This window comes from Ectopseudomonas alcaliphila (assembly GCF_900101755.1).
Lineage (GTDB): Bacteria > Pseudomonadota > Gammaproteobacteria > Pseudomonadales > Pseudomonadaceae > Aquipseudomonas > Aquipseudomonas alcaliphila.
The window spans coordinates 467,592-484,966 of sequence record NZ_FNAE01000001.1 but is presented as its reverse complement, the minus strand read 5'-3'; the positions used below and the strand labels follow the sequence as shown (position 1 = coordinate 484,966).

Sequence of the window (17,375 nt, the reverse complement as noted above, 5' to 3'; positions counted from 1 at the left end):
TCCTCAGGAGCCGCTGATGTCGAAACGGGATTGACGATGGTTGCCAGTGCTGGCTTCGACCTGGCTTTGCAGATGACGGAAAAGGCTGGGGATATCCAGGATCAGGGCGACTTGCCCGCTACCCAGGATGGTTGAACCGCCGATGCCCTGCAGATGCTGGAACAGCAGGCCAAGCGGCTTGATCACGGTTTGCAGTTCGCCGTGCAGATGGTCGACCACCAACCCGGCCTGTTGCCGGCCGAGGTTGACCACGACGATGTTGCGGCGCTTGCTGCGACTGGCCGGCAGGTCGAAGTGCGCGGCCAGGGAAATGCACGGCAGCGGTTTGCCGCGCAGGGTCAGGTAGCCGTAGGTGCTGTCGCCAAGCTGCTCGGCATCCATTTCCAGGCACTCGGTGACCATGTCCAGGGGGACTACGAAGAATTCCTCGCCGAGACTGATCAGGAAGCCGTCGATGATCGCCAGGGTCAGCGGCAGGCGAATGCGGAAGGTGCAGCCGGCGCCCAGGACCGAGTCGATCTCGATGGTGCCGCGCAGGCCGTCGATGACGCTGCGCACTACATCCATGCCAACGCCTCGACCGGAGAGGTCGGAGACGCTGTCGGCGGTGGAGAAACCGGCGGCGAACACCAGGGCGTGGATGTCCTGTTCGGCAAGGTTGGCCTGGGCGTCGATCAGGCCACGGTCGATGGCCTTCTGGCGGATGCGTTCGGTATTCAGCCCACGGCCGTCGTCGGCCACTTCGATGACGATCATTCCCGACTCATGGTAGGCGTTGAGCTGCAGCTGGCCCTCGGCCGGCTTGCCTGCGGCCAGACGCTGCTCGGCCGACTCGATGCCGTGATCGATGGCATTGCGCACCAGGTGGGTGAGCGGGTCGGCGAGCTTGTCGATCACCGATTTGTCCAGCTCGGTATCGGCACCACGGATTTGCAGGCGAATGTCCTTGCCCAGTTGCTGGCTGACGTCGCGCACCACCCGGTGGAAGCGGTTGAAGGTGTCGCCGATCTCGATCATGCGCAGTTTCAACGCGGCCTCGCGGATCTGCTCGACATGCTGGTTGACGGTCTGCGTGCTTTCCACGCACCCGGTGTCGCCATGGGACTGGGCGCGTAGCTGGGCACCAGCGGCGCTGATCACCAGCTCGCCGACCAGGTTGATCAGTTCGTCGAGTTTGTGTGCTGCGACGCGAATCTGCGTGTTTTCCTGGTTACGTTTCTCACGCACGGATTGCTGTTTGGCCAGGGCGGCATTGACCACCTGCGGCGGGACCATGCCTTCCTCGACCAGCAGGCTGCCCAGCGGGGCCTTCTGCGGCTCGGCTTGTGCCTGCAAGGCCAGGCCCTGGTTGAGCTCGTGCTCGGTGAGCAGGCCGCTGGCGACCAGGATGCTGCCGATGCGCTGGTCGGTTTCCGGCAGCTCGCGGATCAGCCGCAGGTAGTCTTCCTGTGCGCTGTTCGGCGGCAGGATGCGCAGGGTGCAGAAGTCATGGATGAACTCGAAGACCTCTTCGATCTCGACCTTGCTGGCCTCGCTGCACAGGTCGATTTCCAGACCGATGTAGCAGCTCTCCGGGTCCATTTCGGCGAATGACGGCAGGGATTCGTCTATGACGTCGAGGCGCAGAATGTCGCCAAGGCGAGTCAGATAGCGGACGAAGGATGCCGGGTCGAAGCCGTTGCGCAGCAGGTCGGGCTGGAATCGCAGGGAGACATGCCACGCGCCATCTGCGTCGCAGCTGGCGCAGCGTACGAAGGCACCGCGTTGCGCACAGGGGCGTGAAGGCGCGGCCGGTGTGGTCGAGGAGGGTGCGCTTGCGGGCTCACCGAAGGTGGCGAGCGCGGCGAGCAGTTCGTTCTGGTGCGTTTCGTCCACCGGCAGTTCGCCGGAGTCGACATCGATCAGGGCCACCATGCTGGCGATCTCGTCCAGGCAGCGCAGCATCAGCGAGATCAGTGCGGGTTCCAGCTTGCGCTGGCTGTCGCGCACCGACATCAGTAGGCTTTCCAGGTGATGAGTGAAGCTGACCAGTGGCGTCAGGGAAAACAGCCCAGCCGAGCCCTTGAGGGTGTGCATGGCACGAAACAGGCCGTTGACGGCGTCCTCATCCTCAGGCGTCTGGTCCAGTTGCAGCAGGTATTCCTCGGCCTGTTTGATCAGGTCGCCGGCTTCGTCGATGAAACCCCGGAGCAACTGGCTCCATTGTTCTCCATTGAGCATCTGCGTCTCCGGCTCAGGCCTGTGCCGTCGGGGTGATGGGAAGGAGCGATTGCAGGTGAAGCACCTCCAGCAGCTCGCGCGGACCGTCGGCGGCACTGACGACCTCCAGGCTTGCCTGCTGTTGTGTCAGTTGGCGCTGCAGGGCCAGCAGCAGTTGGGCACCGGCGCTGTCCAGCTCTTCCAGTTGGCCGAGGTCGAGCTGCCAGCTACCGCCCGCAGCGCTACCGGCGAGGGCCGCCAACAGTGCTTCGTGGGCCTGGCGTACTTCGTAGATGGTCAGGCTGCCGACCAGCGTCAGGCGTTCGGGCTGCTGCTGCGGGTCGTGAATGAGCTCGAACATCTCAGCTGGCCAGCTTGTCGACGGCCGCCAGCAATTGCTGCGGCTGGAATGGCTTGACGATCCAGGCCTTGGCACCGGCGGCCTGACCCTCGGCTTTCTTGCCCTGTTCGCTCTCGGTGGTGAGCATCACGATGGGGGTGAAGCGGTATTCGTTGCGCGCCTTCACTTCCTTGACCAGGCCAATGCCGTCGAGGTTGGGCATGTTCACGTCGCTGATGATCAGGTTGATCTTCTGCCCGTTGAGCTTGCTCAGGGCGTCGCGCCCGTCCACCGCTTCGATCACGGTGTGGCCGGCGCCAGAGAGGGTCATCTTCACCAGCTGGCGCATGGAGAGGGAGTCGTCGACGATCAGGATGGTCTTGGCCATGCCGGGTTGCTCCTTGGCTAATCAGAAAAAGGTCACGTCGTCTTGCTGTTTGGCGCTGCGCCGGCCACCGTGGCGTTCTTCGTCGGTGGTGAAGCGATCACGCAGTTCCCTGAGCCAGCGCGTCGGGTTGGCGAGGATGCCGTCCTGTTCGCGCACGGCCTGCTGCAGGCGGCCAAGGTCGCTCTGCAGGTGGTCGAGCATCTGGTCGGTACGATCCTGAAACTGCAGGCTGACGATGATTTCCTGGATGTCCGCCTGGGTGGTGCGCGCGTCCTGCTGCAACTGCAGGGAGCTGCTGGACAGTTCGTCGAGGTTGGCGCTGAGGCGCTGCATCACTTCGCCTGCCACCTGGTCGAGATAGTCGAGATTGCTCTTCTCGCTGCCGGACAGTTCCTCGGCGGCGGTCACGGTGGCGCGGATCGCCTGGTTGATTTCGCCAACCTTCTCGCCCATGCGTTGACCGGTCTCGGCCGACAGACTGGAGAGCTTGCGTACCTCGTCGGCGACCACCGAGAAGCCGCGGCCATGCTCGCCAGCGCGGGCGGCCTCGATGGCGGCATTGAGGGCGAGCAGGTTGGTCTGGCTGGCGATGTCCTGCACCAGCTTGGACATCTTCTGCAGTTCGCTGGCATAGCTGTCCAGGTGGGCGATGGTGCCGAGCAGTTCGTTCTTGCGCGCACTGGCGCCATGGAACGAGGCGATGACTTCGTCCAGACGCTGGTGCGCCTCGCGCAGGCTGGCGGTGACGCCGCCGCCGCCGATGCTGTGTTCCGAGCTGCTCAGGGTCTGCTCCAGGCGCCCGCTGAGGCCGGCGAAACGTTCGAACAGGCGCTGGATGTTGTCCTGCACCAGTTGCCGCACCTGACCGAGGTTCTGGCTCCAGGCCGGCAGCACTTCGAGTAGCAGGGGCTCGACACTGGTCTGCTGCGCCGCGTCGGTGGGGGCTTCATCTATTCTTGTAGTGGCGGTCGGCGCCGGACGCGCGGGGCGCTGAAACAACGCGGCCAGGGCGCTGAGGGCGCAGCCTGCACCGATCAGCCAGGGCATGCCGGCGGCAAGCCCGGCGAGACTGATGACGATACCTGTCCAGAGAGCGGAGTAGGGGAGCACGGGAGCTGATCTCTATTGGAAGGAGAATGCTCCAACGATAGATATTGGTACGTATGTGCGATATCGGGGACTCCCCTAGACGCCCCTAGGGGCGCCCCGATGAGGATTGTCCGAGGCAGGGCAGGCTGGTATCTGTATTGGTCAACGAGTATGGTGGCAGAAAGCCAAGCTGCGGCTTTTTCAGGGCCTGCCGATAACCTGGTACCAGGGCTTCGCGCCTGGTCCGCATCCGTTCATATTTCAGCAGGAGCAGGCGATGGCCGGCATTCTCGACTCCGTGGATCAACGTACACAGCTGGTCGGCGAGAACCGTCTGGAAATTCTCATGTTTCGCCTGGCAGGTCGTCAGTTGTTCGCGATCAACGTGTTCAAGGTGCAGGAAGTCCTGCAGATGCCCAAGCTGACGCTGATGCCGCAGCGCCATCGTTATGTCTGTGGCGTGGTCAACCTGCGTGGCCAGACCCTGCCGGTGATTGATCTGTCCCAGGCCATCGGCATGCGTCCGCTGGTACCGGACGAGCGCAGCACCATCATCGTCACCGAATACAACCGCTCGGTGCAGGCTTTCCTGGTCGGCAGTGTCGACCGCATTCTCAACCTCAACTGGGAATCGATCCTGCCGCCTCCAGGAGGTGCCGGGCGTCAGCATTACCTGACTGCCATCACCAAGGTCGAGGATCAGATCGTCGAGGTCATCGACGTGGAAAAGGTGCTGGCCGAAATCGTGCCGATGAGCACCAAGGTTTCCGAAGAAAAACTTGCCGATCCGCTGCTGGAAAAAGCCCGTGGCCGTGAAGTGCTGCTGGTGGACGACTCCAACGTGGCGCTGACTCAAGTGCGCGATACCCTGTCGCAACTGGGTATTCGCCTGCATATGGCCAGTGACGGTCTGAAGGCGCTCAACCTGCTGAAAAGCTGGGCTGACACTGGCGAAGTGATGACCGACAAGTTGCTGATGATCTTCACTGATGCCGAGATGCCGGAAATGGACGGCTATCGCCTCACCAGCGAAATTCGCAACGATCCGCGCCTCAAGGATCTCTACGTGGTGCTGCACACGTCTCTGTCGGGTAGTTTCAACGAGGCGATGGTGAAGAAGGTCGGCTGCGACAACTTCCTGTCCAAGTTCCAGCCGGACAAGCTGGTCGATGTGGTTCGTCAACGTCTCGAGTTGGACGAGCCTCGCTAAGCCCCTAATGCCCCGATGTGCTTGTGAGCGTCGCCGTCAGCTCGTATAACGGCGTTTTGCCAACAGGAAGCTGACCCATGCTGAGTCTCTCGGGGCTGTACCGTTATCCGCTCAAGTCAGGCCGCGGCGAAGTGTTGCAGCGCAGCGCGGTCGACGGTCTGGGCCTGCAGGGCGATCGGCGCTGGATGCTGGTCGACGCCGACAACGGCCGTTTCATCACTCAGCGTCTGCTACCGCAGATGAGTCAGTTGAGCGCCCTGTACGATGCGCGCGGCGGCCTGACCCTGAGTGCGCCGGGTCGTGCTGACCTGGCCGTGGCGCTGCCTGATCCCGAGCAGGATCTGCGCGGCGTCATCGTCTGGCGTGACAGCCTGCGTGTTCCGGATGCTGGTGATGAAGCGGCCACATGGCTCAGCGAATTTTTAGGCAAATCTTGCCGCCTGGTGCAGGTGCCGGAAGGGCGCACCCGTCAGGTCGACACCGCTTATGCCGCGCCGGGTGACCGTGTGGCCTTCGCCGATGGTTTCCCGCTGCTGCTGATCGGCCAGGCGTCGCTGGATGATCTCTCCCAGCGTGTCGGGCAGCCGCTTTCCATGCTGCGTTTTCGCCCCAACCTGGTCGTCACCGGTAGCGAGCCGTACGCCGAAGACAGCTGGAAGCGCATCCGTATCGGCGAAGTGGAGTTCGAGGTGGCCAAGGGCTGCTCGCGCTGCATTCTCACCACCATCGACCCGCAGACCGGCGAGCGTAATCCTCAGCGCGAGCCGCTGGCCACGCTCAAGACCTACCGTGAACGCGAGGGTGATGTGTATTTCGGGCAGAACCTGCTGCCACGCGGTTTGGGTGAACTACAGATCGGCATGCCGGTTGAAATACTGCAGTAGAGGATGAGCTACAAACGGCTATCACTCAGGGCAGCCATCCTTGGCTTGTCCCGTATTGCCTATCGGTCGAGGATGAACGCGCCGGGAGGTGCCTGCACAGCCTGCGATATTTCAGTTGTGCCGGCATCCGCGACGTTGCACTCGATCCTTTGGGGCGAGAGTGAGCTCGGCAATTGACCTCTTGAGTCTGCCTTCAAGATATCGGATGAAGTGACGTTACTTACACGGCCATTTCCTTTGAACATCGAGCTAGACCATTTCCATTGCATCGTTTCCATTCTGCTGTGGCCTCACACGCTGACGAAGCTCACTTGCTTGACGAGCTGCTCTTTCTCCTAAGTCCAGGGCATAGTTTCCTGTGGCACGAGCGCCATCCATGACCTTGTGCGCGCCGGCAACTGCTGCGGATGCACCGGCAACTGCAGTATCTCGGGCAATAGTTGCGCCGGCCACCGCGGTATCCCGAGCCATGGTAGCTCCGGCAACCGCAGTATCGCGGACCGCTGCCTTGGGTGCCGCATGGTTATCTTTGTCGTACCACTCTGCTGCTTTATCAGCGATTTTCTGGCCAACGGCGCCCATGGCTCCGTATGCTCCGAATGCTGCGGCTGAGCCGACAAGGTTGATGGCGTTATCGACCGCAGCCTTGGCAAGTGGATTGCTTATGGGAGCCGTCGCCGCTTTCTGAGCTGCGCTGACGCCACTGAACACAGCGGAAAAGCCACCATTGGCCAGAACGCTACGTGCAGTACCGAGGCTGCGTACGCCCTCTAGGGTGCTGCTCAGGGTGCCGATCGCGGCATTGCCCACGCGGCTGGCACCGTGAGAAAGCATGGACTTGCTGCTGGTGTCCTTGGCTGCCTTGTAGGTTTCGTACCAGTCTCTTTCATCTGCGATATTTTCCTTGGGCTCTGCATCTTTGCGCGCGAAGATCTGCGCTGCGTCGCGTAGGTCATTTCGCTCTTCTCGCATACGTGCCAGATGCCCAGTTCCCATTCCGGCAAGTACACCACCGATGCTGGTAATCGCCACCTTCGAATTGGCCGCATTGGCTGTGGCTGTCGTTTGTGCTTGCGGACTAAGGCCGGGCTGATTCGCGTTGGAGGACAAGTGCGTGTCAAGGCCGTTACGCAAGACGTTACGCGCACTGAATGTCTGCATTTCTGCAGCGCCATCGGCGGCCTGTCTTAACTGCTTCGGTTCTTTGTCTTTCAACGCCTCGACCATGACGTCATGCAGCTTTTCTTCTGGGGCCTTGAGAAAGAGCGAGTCCTTGTTCATCTCATTTTGAGAGGCCGTGGAGATTTGGTCTGCCACGACCGCTTGTAGACTGCCGATGAGTCCTTGAGCGGCTGCTTCGGCGACGGGAGAACTGGTGCCAGCAAGGCTGGTCAACATTTTGGCGGGGGCTTCCACAAGGTTGGGGCTTAGGTGCTGCGCAACCGCAACCAGGGCGAAAGGTAGGCCAGCGACAAAGGAAGAGCCTGAAGTCGAAACCTTGTCGAGGTAACGGGCGTTATCCAGCGTTCTGCAAACGGATTCGAGATCCTCACCTTCACTTGCCAGAAGTTCGGCTCTGGAGGCAACCAGGGCATCGATCTTTCTATTGTGTTCGGCGACTTTCGCATGATCTTCCGCGCTAGCGTCTGGCGGCAGCGCAGTCGGTTTGCGATATTTCTGGAACATGGCGTCCAGGTGATCCTGTATCTGGGCCCGGTTGTTTTCTTGGCGCTGCGCTGGAGTTATCTCGGTTGCCCGGCGGCCCTCGGTGCGGGGGTCATTCTCGATCTGAGCATTCGGTACAACGGGTAATGCAGGGTTACCACGTGAAACTCCGTCCATAAAAAATCCTCTTTCTCTGTGAAACTACAAAGCATCAAATCGCGTATCGCGTGGGCATCAGTGATGCTGCCGTTTCGTCGTTGTTATGAGTTGTGTGGCTGAAATGGCCCAGCTTTTTGCGCGCTGTTTGAGGTTTGAGCGATAACCCGTTGCCTCTTTCAGCCATACAGCCATATCGCTGTGTGGTTTTGGGGGCGGACTGGTTCCATCCGTGAATCGAATGCCATTAGCCACAAATGCCGATCGAGCCTTGCTGGTTGCGGATCGCTGCGGAAAAGCGTGGGGGAGCTTGAACGGGATCAGAGGATGCGTATGGAGGCGGTCAGCGATATAGCTGGAGAGACTGCAGGCAGTTGCAGGGCTCAGCCAGGCAGGCTGTTCTGCGTTCGAGCCGCTGCAGGCTTGCCCTGCAGCGGCTGTTATCGGGGTTATGGCCTCTGTTGGCGGAGGCCAAGGTGGCAGAGCTGGACCTCAGCGTTTTGGCTGATGCTCATTGGTCCTCAAAGAACCGCTCGTTCCACGCCACCAGCGGGTGGGGCGCGCCCAGCTTCTGGCCGTAGATCACCGAGTAGGACAATACGTTCTGCACGTACTGGCGGGTTTCGTCGAACGGAATGTTCTCCACCCACACGTCATAGCTGAGGTGATTGGCACCACGCAGCCACTGGCGCACCCGACCGGGGCCGGCGTTGTAGGCGGCCGAAGCGAGCACGCGGTTGCCATTGAACTGGCCATATACCTGGCTCAGGTAGGCGGCGCCCAGCTGGATATTGGTGTCCGGGTTGAGTACATGCTGCGGCGAGGCCAGGGGAATGCCGAACTTGCGCGCGGTTTCCTTGGCGGTAGCAGGCATCAGCTGCATCAGGCCCATGGCGCCTGCGTGGGAGCGGGCGTCGGCCATGAAGGCACTTTCCTGGCGGGTGATGGCGAACACCCAGCTCGAATGCAGATCACGGCGCTTTGCCTCGCGCACCAGCTCGCCTCGATGGGCCATGGGGAAGCGCACTTCTAGGTCGTCCCAGTACTGGGCCTGGCTGATGGTGCGGATGGCCGGGAAGTACCACTCCATTTCGTAGGCCAGGCGCGCCTGGGCCACCAGTTCGTCACGGCTGAACAGACGGCTGACGTGATACCACTCGCGGCGGCCATCGACGATCTGCCCGCGTTCATGAAATTCCATCGCGCGCTTGATACCGGCAGTATTGCGTACCTTCTGCACCACCTTGGGATCGAGGGCCAGTGGCTGGTTGTTCAGCGCGTAAGGCGCCTTGACCTGATCCGCGGCCATGAAACCATAGAAGTCGCGTTCCTTGGCCAGTGCCTGGAACAGCACCGCCGGTTGCTGGCTGTTGGGTTGCGCCAGTTGCAGGCTGCGCGCATTCCAATAGCGCCAGCGGTTGCTGCTGGCCAGATCGGACGGCATGCTCTGGGTCAGTTGATAGGCCTCTTCCCAGCGGCCGTGACGCAGCAGCAGACGTGCGCGCCACTCGCTGACGGTGTTGTCACGCAGTTGCGGGTCGTACTTGGCCATCACCTGCAGGCCGCGCAGATCGAAGCGTTGCGCCAGGCGCAGGCCGATCTGCCGGGCGATGGCGACCTGTTCGTCCGCGGAGAACTTCATGCGCTGGGCGTAGCCGTCGAGGAGGGCCAAGGCATCTTCCGGGCTCTGCCGAGCCAGGCGACGCAAGCCGAGGCCGACTACATCGCTCATGGCGTCATCGGCAGGTGCGAAGCGCGCGGTGTTCTTCAGCAGCTGCGGCTTCTGCGCCACTTCGACCATCAGCTTGCCGCGCTCGCCGAGCGTTGGCATGCCTTTGATCAGGAAGTTGGCCAGGCCGTAGTTGCCGCTTTCCACCGCCAGTTTGGTGCGCTGCCAGCGACGCTGCTCGGTGAGCTGGCCATTGGCGGCCCAGCGCTCGAATAGCGGGTCACAGGCGTTGGGTTGGGATTTGCCCACCAGCCAGAGCTTTTCGGCGGTGATGTTGCCTTCGGCAGTCAGGCCGTGGCTGAGCTGGTACTGGCCGTACAGGCAGTCCAGTTCGGTGAAATTGAGCTTGGCATCGTAGTGATCGAGGAAAGGCTTCCAGTCACCACGCTCGGCCAGCCAGCGCAACCAGCGCAGTTTCATCCAGCTGGCCTGGGGCAGGTCGCCATGTTCGGCGAGAAACTTCTCGATCTCGGCATTGCTGGCCGATTTCAGCCGGTTGGTCAGCTCGTCATAGGCCAGATAAGGCGTCAGTGGGTAATCGCGTAGCGCGCTGGCGTATTGGCGATAAGGGCCGCTGTCGCCCTTGGCCAAGGCCCGCTTGGCTTCGTCATAGTACTGGCGCTGCTGGGTGAGGCTGGCAGCTTCGACACTGGCGACGCCGCTGGCGGTGAGAATCAGACAGGAAACTACAGAGAGAAAGCGACTGCGCATGGCATTTCCAGGGGCAAGCAGAGGTATGGGGCAACACGGTCCGTGTCGTTGCATACCCCTAGCTTAGCGCTTCATCGGGGCGCGGTGAATGCCGCGGGGCCAGATGGACACATGCAGCAAACATGCGCTGTGCCTGCAGCAGATGCTGAGCAGGGGCGACACCTGTTGCGTCTGTGGAAACGGCAACAGCCGGCTTGCATCTCGGGTAGAATGCGCCCCCTGTTTCTGGAGATGCCCATGACCTTGCTCAAGTTTGCCGACGTATCCCTCGCCTATGGCGCCATGCCCCTGCTCGACGGAGTGTCCTGGCAGATCGCGCGGGGCGAGCGGGTGTGCATCATTGGCCGCAATGGCACCGGCAAATCGAGCATGCTGCGCCTGGTCAAGGGCGATCAGATGGCCGATGACGGTGAAATCTGGCGTGCCCCGGGGCTGAAAATCGGCGAGCTGCCGCAGGAGCTGCCGCGTGCCGATGAGCGCACGGTGTTCGACGTGGTTGCCGAAGGCCTGGCCGGCGTTGGCGAGTTGCTGGCGCGTTATCACCATCTGGCGCAGAACATTCATGGCGATGACGACCTCGAGCAACTGATGCACGTGCAGCAGGAGCTGGAAGCCAAAGACGGCTGGCGTCTGCAGCAACTGGTCGACAGCACCCTGAGTCGACTGCAATTGCCGGCCGACAAGACCCTGGCCGAGCTCTCCGGTGGCTGGCGTCGTCGCGTGCTGTTGGCTCAGGCGCTGGTGTCCGAGCCAGATCTGCTGCTGCTCGACGAGCCGACCAACCACCTCGACATCGGCGCCATCGCCTGGCTGGAAGAGGCGCTGAAAGACTTCGGCGGCGCGGTGCTGTTCATCACCCACGACCGTTCCTTCCTGCAGAACCTGGCCACGCGCATCCTCGAGCTGGATCGTGGCGGCCTGATCGACTGGAACGGCGACTACGCCAGTTTCCTGGTGCACAAGGAGCAGCAGCTGGCCGCCGAGGAAACCGCCAACGCGCTGTTCGACAAGCGCCTGGCCCAGGAGGAAGTGTGGATTCGTCAGGGCATCAAGGCCCGTCGTACCCGTAACGAGGGTCGCGTGCGCGCGCTCAAGGCGATGCGCGCGGAACGGAGCGAGCGCCGCGAGCGCCAGGGCAAGGCGAATATCCAGCTCGATACCGCGGACAAGTCCGGCAAGCAGGTGATGGTGGCGGAGAACGTCAGTTTCGCTCACGCCGGCGGGCCCTTCCTGGTCAAGGATTTCTCCATGGTCCTGCAGCGCGGTGACCGTATCGGCCTGCTTGGCGCCAACGGTACCGGCAAGACCACTCTGCTCAAGCTGCTACTCAGCGACCTGCAACCGAGCAGCGGTAAGATCGAGGTCGGCACCAAACTGGAAGTGGCGTATTTCGACCAATTACGTCACCAGCTCGAGCCGGAGAAGACGGTAATCGACAACGTCGCCGAAGGCCGCGACTTCATCACTATCGACGGCCAGAGCCGTCATGTGCTGAGCTATCTGGGCGACTTCCTGTTCAGTCCGCAACGTGCGCGTACGCCTGTCAAGGCGCTATCGGGTGGCGAACGGGCACGACTGTTGCTCGCCAAGTTGTTCAGCAAGCCGGCCAACCTGTTGGTGCTGGACGAACCGACCAACGACCTGGACGTAGAAACCCTGGAACTGCTCGAAGAAGTGCTGCTTAACTTCCCAGGCACCGTGCTGATGGTCAGCCACGACCGTGCCTTCCTCGATAACGTCGTGACCAGCACCCTGGTATTCGAGGGCGAAGGCAAGGTGCGTGAATACGTCGGTGGCTATCAGGATTGGCTGCGCCAGGGCGGTTCGCCGCGCCTGCTCGGTGTGGGTGAAAGCAAGTCCGGCAAAGCCGAACTGGCCACTGCCATCGTCGAAGCACCGACCCCGGCTGCAGTCGCTTCGGTGCAGGAGAGCGCCGAACCGACGAAGAAGAAACTAAGCTACAAGCTGCAGCGCGAGCTGGAAGCGATTCCGGGACAGATCGATGCCCTGGAGCAGGAGATGGCGGTTATGCAGGAGCAGGTCTCCGATCCTGCCTTCTATCAGCAGTCGGTGCAGGTCACCACGGAAGTATTGGCGCGTCTCGAGGGCTTGCAGAAGGAAATGGACGAGTTGCTCGAGCGCTGGGCAGAGCTGGAAGGCTGACGAAGGAACGAACAGGCAATGGCCATCGAGTACCGCATTACTCTCGACGACAATCATCAGTTCAGCTACCGGATCGAGCTGAATCGCGAGTATGACGCCGCTGAGGCGCAACAGGCTCCCGCCTGGACGCGTCTTGAGCATCAGCAATGCAGCAATTGTCCGCTTAGTCGCGACCAGTTCAGCCATTGTCCGGCAGCGGTCGATCTGCATCGGGTGATCGAGGATTTTCGTGGCCTGCCAGCCTTCAAGAAGGCCAGCGTCTGGGTGCGCACGCCGGAGCGTGAGTACACCAAGCATGTCGGCTTGGAAGAGGGCCTGCGTGCGCTGCTCGGTGTGATCATGGCCACCAGCGCCTGTCCGGTGCTGGCGCGCCTGAAACCCATGGCGCAACACCATCTGCCGTTTGCCAACAATCAGGAGTTCATCCTGCGCGCGGTATCGCTGTACCTGACGCGGCAGTATTTCAACATGCGCGAAGGGCGTCTGGCCGATTGGGAGCTGAAAGGTCTGGTGCGCCTGTTCCAGCAACTGAAACTGGTCAATCAGGCCTTCTGGCAGCGCATTCACGACACCTGTGAAGGCGATTCCAACCTCAAGGCGTTCCTTACCTTCTTCTCGATGTCATCGAGCATGACGGTGTCGCTGGAGACCCAGCTGCAGAAGATTCGCCCGCTGGTCATGAGTGCGGGCGATTCGTTCGAATAAGGCAACTGTGCCCTGCGTAGGGTGCGCTGCGCGCACCACAGTTTCGAAGGCCCCGAAGCCGTCAGCGCTGTCTCTGGTGCGCATGGCGCACCCTACACTCAAGCGCCTTTTTCGCCTTTCTTCAGGCGTACTGCGAGTACATCGCAGGGCGCACCGTGCAGCACGTCATTGGCAGTGGAGCCCAGCAACAGCGCCAGGCCGTGGCGTCCATGGCTACCGACCACGATCAGATCGCAATCCTGTTCTTCGGCCAGGCGGTGGATTTCCTGGCGCGGTTGGCCATAGGCCAGATGGCGCTGGTCCGCAGTCAGCTCGGGATACTTGCCGGTGAAGCTGTCCAGGCGCTCGCGGGCCTGTTCGAACTGCTGTTGCTGCAGCATCGACAGGTCCATCGGCACGTCGCCGCCGAAGGCCATGGCCATTGGCTCAACGATATGCACCAGGGACATCTTGGCGCCACTGGCCAGGGCCAGCTTCTGCGCGCGCACCACTACGGGGTCGCATTCCTCGGTCAGGTCGACAGCGACCAGAATGTGCTGGTAGGGCATGGTGAACTCCTCCTTAAAGGGGGCAAATGGCTCTGTATCAAGTATGGCCCCATTGTGTGGGATAGGGCGACTGGTCATTAAAAAGGCAAAGAAAAGCCCGGTGCGAGCACCGGGCAATAGGTGGGCCAGGCAGGCCGGAAACATGGGGCATCAGTGTTGGCTGGTGGCGTACTGGGCGGCAACGGCTTCCAGACCTTCGATGATGCTGTCGGAATACTTGCTGATCAGGAAAGGTACGGTGTTTTCGTTGTAGTTGCGCAGGGATTTTTCGATGTAACGCCATTTGGTGCCGATGGAGTTCAGGGCCGCGCTGATCTCCGGGGTGTTCTGCTGGGCGGCGCTGAGATTGTCCAGCTTGCTGGCGAACTCGCCGGCCAGCTCGTCGATGGCGCGTTCTTCGCCGCCACCGAAGAAACTGGCGCCGACCGAGGCGCTGCGTGAGGCGTAGTCCAGGGCGATGTTCTGCATCAGCAGGCTCTGTTCGCGGCTTTTCTGGGTCAGCTGCGGTACGTTGAAACCGCTTTCTTGCTGAATCTTCTGATAGAGCTCCTGACTAATGGCCATGATGTTTTGGTTGCTTTCAGCCAGGTCGGCGACAGGTTGCAGGTCGGTGTAGCCCTGACTGCGCATGGCTTCCATCAGTGCCTGGAGTCCGTCGCGATAACTTTGCCAATTGGTTTGCAACTGCGCGCGTAGCGCCTTGCTCGCATCGCCGGGCATGTCGCCCAGGCTGTCAAGGTGCGATTGGCCTTCCTGCAGGGATTCGCCAATCATCCGCGCATAGCGCTGGTCGCCTTCCATGCCCTTGTACATGTAGAAGTCGCCCAGGCTTTTCTGTGTGGCCAGGCGCAGCTGGTGCAGGCGCAACAGATCATTGGCTGGCGCGGCGCTGAGCAAGGTGGAGAAGAGTGACGTGAAGACGAAAAGGAGCAGGGCGCCCAGGGGAAATGCAAGCGAACGGCGGCTCGACATTGGTGACTCCGTGTGGCCCATCGTGGGGCTCGATTTGTTTTTGTATTGCCTTCAGGTGGCGCTGTGCCAGCCGAAAGTGAGACGACTGTACCCGGAGCGTGGTGATTTGGCTAGGCACCCGGGCGTGTCTGTGCCAAGCAGAAAACGCTCGCAATGGTGCGTTATTGACGCTGCTTATCGGAATCGGCTGGAGGCCACGGATGACCTGGCCTGGGTAAGTCTTCGGGAAAACGGCGAAAAGAGGCCAATTGACAAGTGCGGGCTTTTCCCTGAAGGTGTGCACACCCAAATCAAACGGGCGTATGAATTGAGCGTTTGCCTTGTAAGGCGCGCCATATGCAGCCCGAATATCGCGTCGGTGGGTGTGTCGTACCGATTGGGGCTATGCTCAGGCGGCGTTGCTGCGGGCTGGCCTGCCGGTTGGCTCCGATGTGTACTGTTCAGCTTCCATACCGTGGAGATCAGTTGATGATTTACGAAGGTAAAGCCATCACGGTTAAGGCTCTTGAGAGCGGCATCGTCGAATTGAAGTTCGACCTCAAGGGTGAGTCCGTCAACAAATTCAACCGTCTTACCCTCAACGAGCTGCGCGCCTCCGTCGACGCGATCAAGGCTGACGGTTCGATCAAGGGCGTGATTGTCACCAGTGGCAAGGACGTGTTCATCGTCGGCGCCGATATCACCGAGTTCGTCGACAACTTCAAACTGCCCGACGCAGAGCTGGTGGCTGGCAACCTGGAAGCCAACAAGATCTTCAGTGATTTCGAAGACCTCGCCGTGCCGACCGTCGTCGCCATCAACGGCATCGCTCTGGGTGGCGGGTTCGAGATGTGCCTGGCCGCTGACTACCGCGTAATGAGCGATAGCGCCAAGATCGGCCTGCCGGAAGTCAAACTGGGTATCTACCCGGGCTTCGGTGGCACCGTGCGCCTGCCACGTGTGATCGGTACCGATAACGCCGTCGAGTGGATCGCTTCGGGCAAGGAAAACCGTGCCGATGACGCCCTGAAAGTGGGCGCCGTCGATGCCGTGGTCAGTGCAGACAAGCTGCAGGCCGCCGCTCTCGATCTGGTCAAGCGCGCCATTTCCGGCGAGCTGGACTACAAGGCCAAGCGTCAGCCCAAGCTGGAAAAGCTCAAGCTCAACGCCATCGAGCAGATGATGTGCTTCGAGACCGCCAAGGGCTTCGTCGCTGGCCAGGCCGGCCCGAACTACCCGGCTCCGGTCGAAGCGATCAAGACCATTCAGAAAGCCGCCAACTTCGGCCGTGACAAGGCGCTGGAAGTCGAGGCCACCGGCTTCGTCAAGCTGGCCAAGACCTCGGTTGCCGAGAGCCTGATCGGCCTGTTCCTCAATGATCAGGAACTGAAGAAGAAAGCCAAGCACCACGACGAAATCGCTCGCGACGTGAAACTGGCCGCCGTACTCGGCGCCGGCATCATGGGCGGCGGCATCGCCTATCAGTCGGCTTCCAAGGGTACGCCGATCCTGATGAAGGATATCCGTGAAGAGGGTATCCAGATGGGCTTGAACGAGGCTTCCAAGCTGCTCGGCAAGCGCGTCGAGAAAGGCCGCATGACCCCGGCGAAGATGGCCGAAGCGCTCAACGCCATTCGCCCGACCATGTCCTACGGTGATTTCGGCAACGTCGACATCGTCGTCGAAGCCGTGGTCGAGAATCCCAAGGTCAAGCAGATCGTGCTGGCCGAAGTGGAAGATGCGGTGCGTGAAGACGCCATCCTGGCCTCCAACACCTCGACCATCTCCATCTCCCTCCTGGCCCAGGCGCTCAAGCGTCCGGAAAACTTCGTCGGCATGCACTTCTTCAACCCGGTACACATGATGCCGCTGGTGGAAGTCATTCGTGGCGAGAAGTCCAGCGAAGTGGCCGTGGCCACCACCGTTGCCTACGCCAAGAAAATGGGCAAGAACCCGATCGTGGTCAACGACTGCCCGGGCTTTTTGGTCAACCGCGTGCTGTTCCCGTACTTCGGCGGCTTCTCCAAGCTGCTGGGCTTCGGTGTCGACTTCGTGCGTATCGACAAGGTGATGGAGAAGTTCGGCTGGCCCATGGGCCCGGCCTACCTCTCTGACGTGGTCGGCATCGACACCGGCCACCATGGTCGTGACGTGATGGCCGAAGGCTTCCCGGACCGTATGGCCGTGGAAGGCAAGACTGCCGTCGACGTGATGTATGACGCCAATCGCCTGGGCCAGAAGAACGGCAAGGGCTTCTACGCCTACGAGACCGACAAGCGCGGCAAGCCGAAGAAGGTCACCGACCCGGCTGCTTACGAGCTGCTCAAGTCCATCGTGGTCGAAGAGCGTGAAGTCACCGACGAGGACATCATCAACTTCATGATGATCCCGCTGTGCATGGAAACCGTTCGTTGCCTGGAAGACGGCATCGTCGACACCGCAGCCGAGGCCGACATGGGCCTGATCTACGGTATCGGCTTCCCTCCCTTCCGTGGCGGTGCGCTGCGCTACATCGACTCCATCGGTGTGGCTGAATTCGTCGCCCTGGCTGACAAGTATGCCGAGCTGGGCGCCCTGTACCACCCGACCGCAAAACTTCGCGAAATGGCCGCCAAGGGCCAGAAGTTCTTCGGTTAA

At 61.3% G+C, this 17,375-nt stretch carries 13 protein-coding genes; 5 read left to right on the top strand and 8 right to left on the bottom strand.

The window, feature by feature from the left end; genetic code table 11:
• Window positions 1-3: 3 nt before the first annotated feature.
• Genes BLR77_RS02320 through BLR77_RS02305 form a run of 4 tightly spaced genes read right to left on the bottom strand, consistent with a single transcriptional unit; the run spans window position 4 to window position 3,974 of the window.
• The gene (locus BLR77_RS02320; protein ID WP_074675278.1) at window positions 4-2,220 is read right to left on the bottom strand and encodes a chemotaxis protein CheA; all 2,217 of its coding nucleotides are present in this window, start codon (window positions 2,218-2,220) and stop codon (window positions 4-6) included.
• Window positions 2,221-2,233: 13 nt separating this feature from the next.
• Window positions 2,234-2,560: an STAS domain-containing protein gene (locus tag BLR77_RS02315; RefSeq protein WP_074675277.1), complete on the bottom strand. Its 327-nt coding sequence runs from the start codon at window positions 2,558-2,560 to the stop codon at window positions 2,234-2,236.
• Between the two features lies 1 nt (window position 2,561).
• Window positions 2,562-2,927 (bottom strand): response regulator, encoded by a 366-nt coding sequence (locus BLR77_RS02310; protein ID WP_003245288.1) that lies wholly within the window; start codon window positions 2,925-2,927, stop codon window positions 2,562-2,564.
• Window positions 2,928-2,948: 21 nt separating this feature from the next.
• Complete coding sequence (locus BLR77_RS02305; RefSeq protein WP_394328041.1) at window positions 2,949-3,974, bottom strand: methyl-accepting chemotaxis protein; 1,026 nt, start codon at window positions 3,972-3,974, stop codon at window positions 2,949-2,951.
• A 319-nt stretch (window positions 3,975-4,293) separates the two neighbouring features.
• Between BLR77_RS02305 and BLR77_RS02300 the strand changes: the two genes are divergently transcribed.
• Window positions 4,294-5,226: a chemotaxis protein CheV gene (locus BLR77_RS02300; protein WP_074675275.1), complete on the top strand. Its 933-nt coding sequence runs from the start codon at window positions 4,294-4,296 to the stop codon at window positions 5,224-5,226.
• A gap of 77 nt (window positions 5,227-5,303) precedes the next feature.
• The gene (locus BLR77_RS02295; protein WP_074675274.1) at window positions 5,304-6,110 is read left to right on the top strand and encodes an MOSC domain-containing protein; all 807 of its coding nucleotides are present in this window, start codon (window positions 5,304-5,306) and stop codon (window positions 6,108-6,110) included.
• A gap of 249 nt (window positions 6,111-6,359) precedes the next feature.
• Here the strand turns inward: BLR77_RS02295 and BLR77_RS02290 are convergent, their stop codons facing one another.
• Together BLR77_RS02290 and BLR77_RS02285 are read right to left on the bottom strand one after the other, a co-directional pair.
• Window positions 6,360-7,796 carry a hypothetical protein gene (locus BLR77_RS02290; protein WP_238380530.1) on the bottom strand — a complete coding sequence of 479 codons (1,437 nt, stop codon included), beginning with the start codon at window positions 7,794-7,796 and terminating at the stop codon, window positions 6,360-6,362.
• A 646-nt stretch (window positions 7,797-8,442) separates the two neighbouring features.
• Entirely contained in the window at window positions 8,443-10,371 is a 1,929-nt protein-coding gene (locus tag BLR77_RS02285) for a transglycosylase SLT domain-containing protein (protein WP_074675272.1), read from the bottom strand.
• A 237-nt stretch (window positions 10,372-10,608) separates the two neighbouring features.
• Here BLR77_RS02285 and BLR77_RS02280 point away from each other — a divergent pair, with 237 nt between their 5' ends.
• On the top strand, window positions 10,609-12,534 hold the full coding sequence (locus BLR77_RS02280) for an ATP-binding cassette domain-containing protein (RefSeq protein WP_074675271.1): 1,926 nt from the start codon (window positions 10,609-10,611) through the stop codon (window positions 12,532-12,534).
• 18 nt (window positions 12,535-12,552) lie between these two features.
• The gene (locus BLR77_RS02275; protein WP_074675270.1) at window positions 12,553-13,239 is read left to right on the top strand and encodes a DUF6901 family protein; all 687 of its coding nucleotides are present in this window, start codon (window positions 12,553-12,555) and stop codon (window positions 13,237-13,239) included.
• A gap of 98 nt (window positions 13,240-13,337) precedes the next feature.
• On the opposite strand, the gene BLR77_RS02270 is transcribed toward BLR77_RS02275, so the two are convergent.
• Both BLR77_RS02270 and BLR77_RS02265 read right to left on the bottom strand, forming a co-directional pair.
• A complete protein-coding gene (locus tag BLR77_RS02270) occupies window positions 13,338-13,787 on the bottom strand; it encodes a universal stress protein (RefSeq protein WP_074675269.1) in 450 nt (149 codons plus the stop codon).
• Between the two features lie 150 nt (window positions 13,788-13,937).
• Entirely contained in the window at window positions 13,938-14,759 is an 822-nt protein-coding gene (locus tag BLR77_RS02265) for a hypothetical protein (protein WP_074675268.1), read from the bottom strand.
• A 468-nt stretch (window positions 14,760-15,227) separates the two neighbouring features.
• On the opposite strand from BLR77_RS02265, the gene fadB reads away from it, so the two are divergent.
• Complete coding sequence (gene fadB, locus BLR77_RS02255; protein WP_074675266.1) at window positions 15,228-17,375, top strand: fatty acid oxidation complex subunit alpha FadB; 2,148 nt, start codon at window positions 15,228-15,230, stop codon at window positions 17,373-17,375.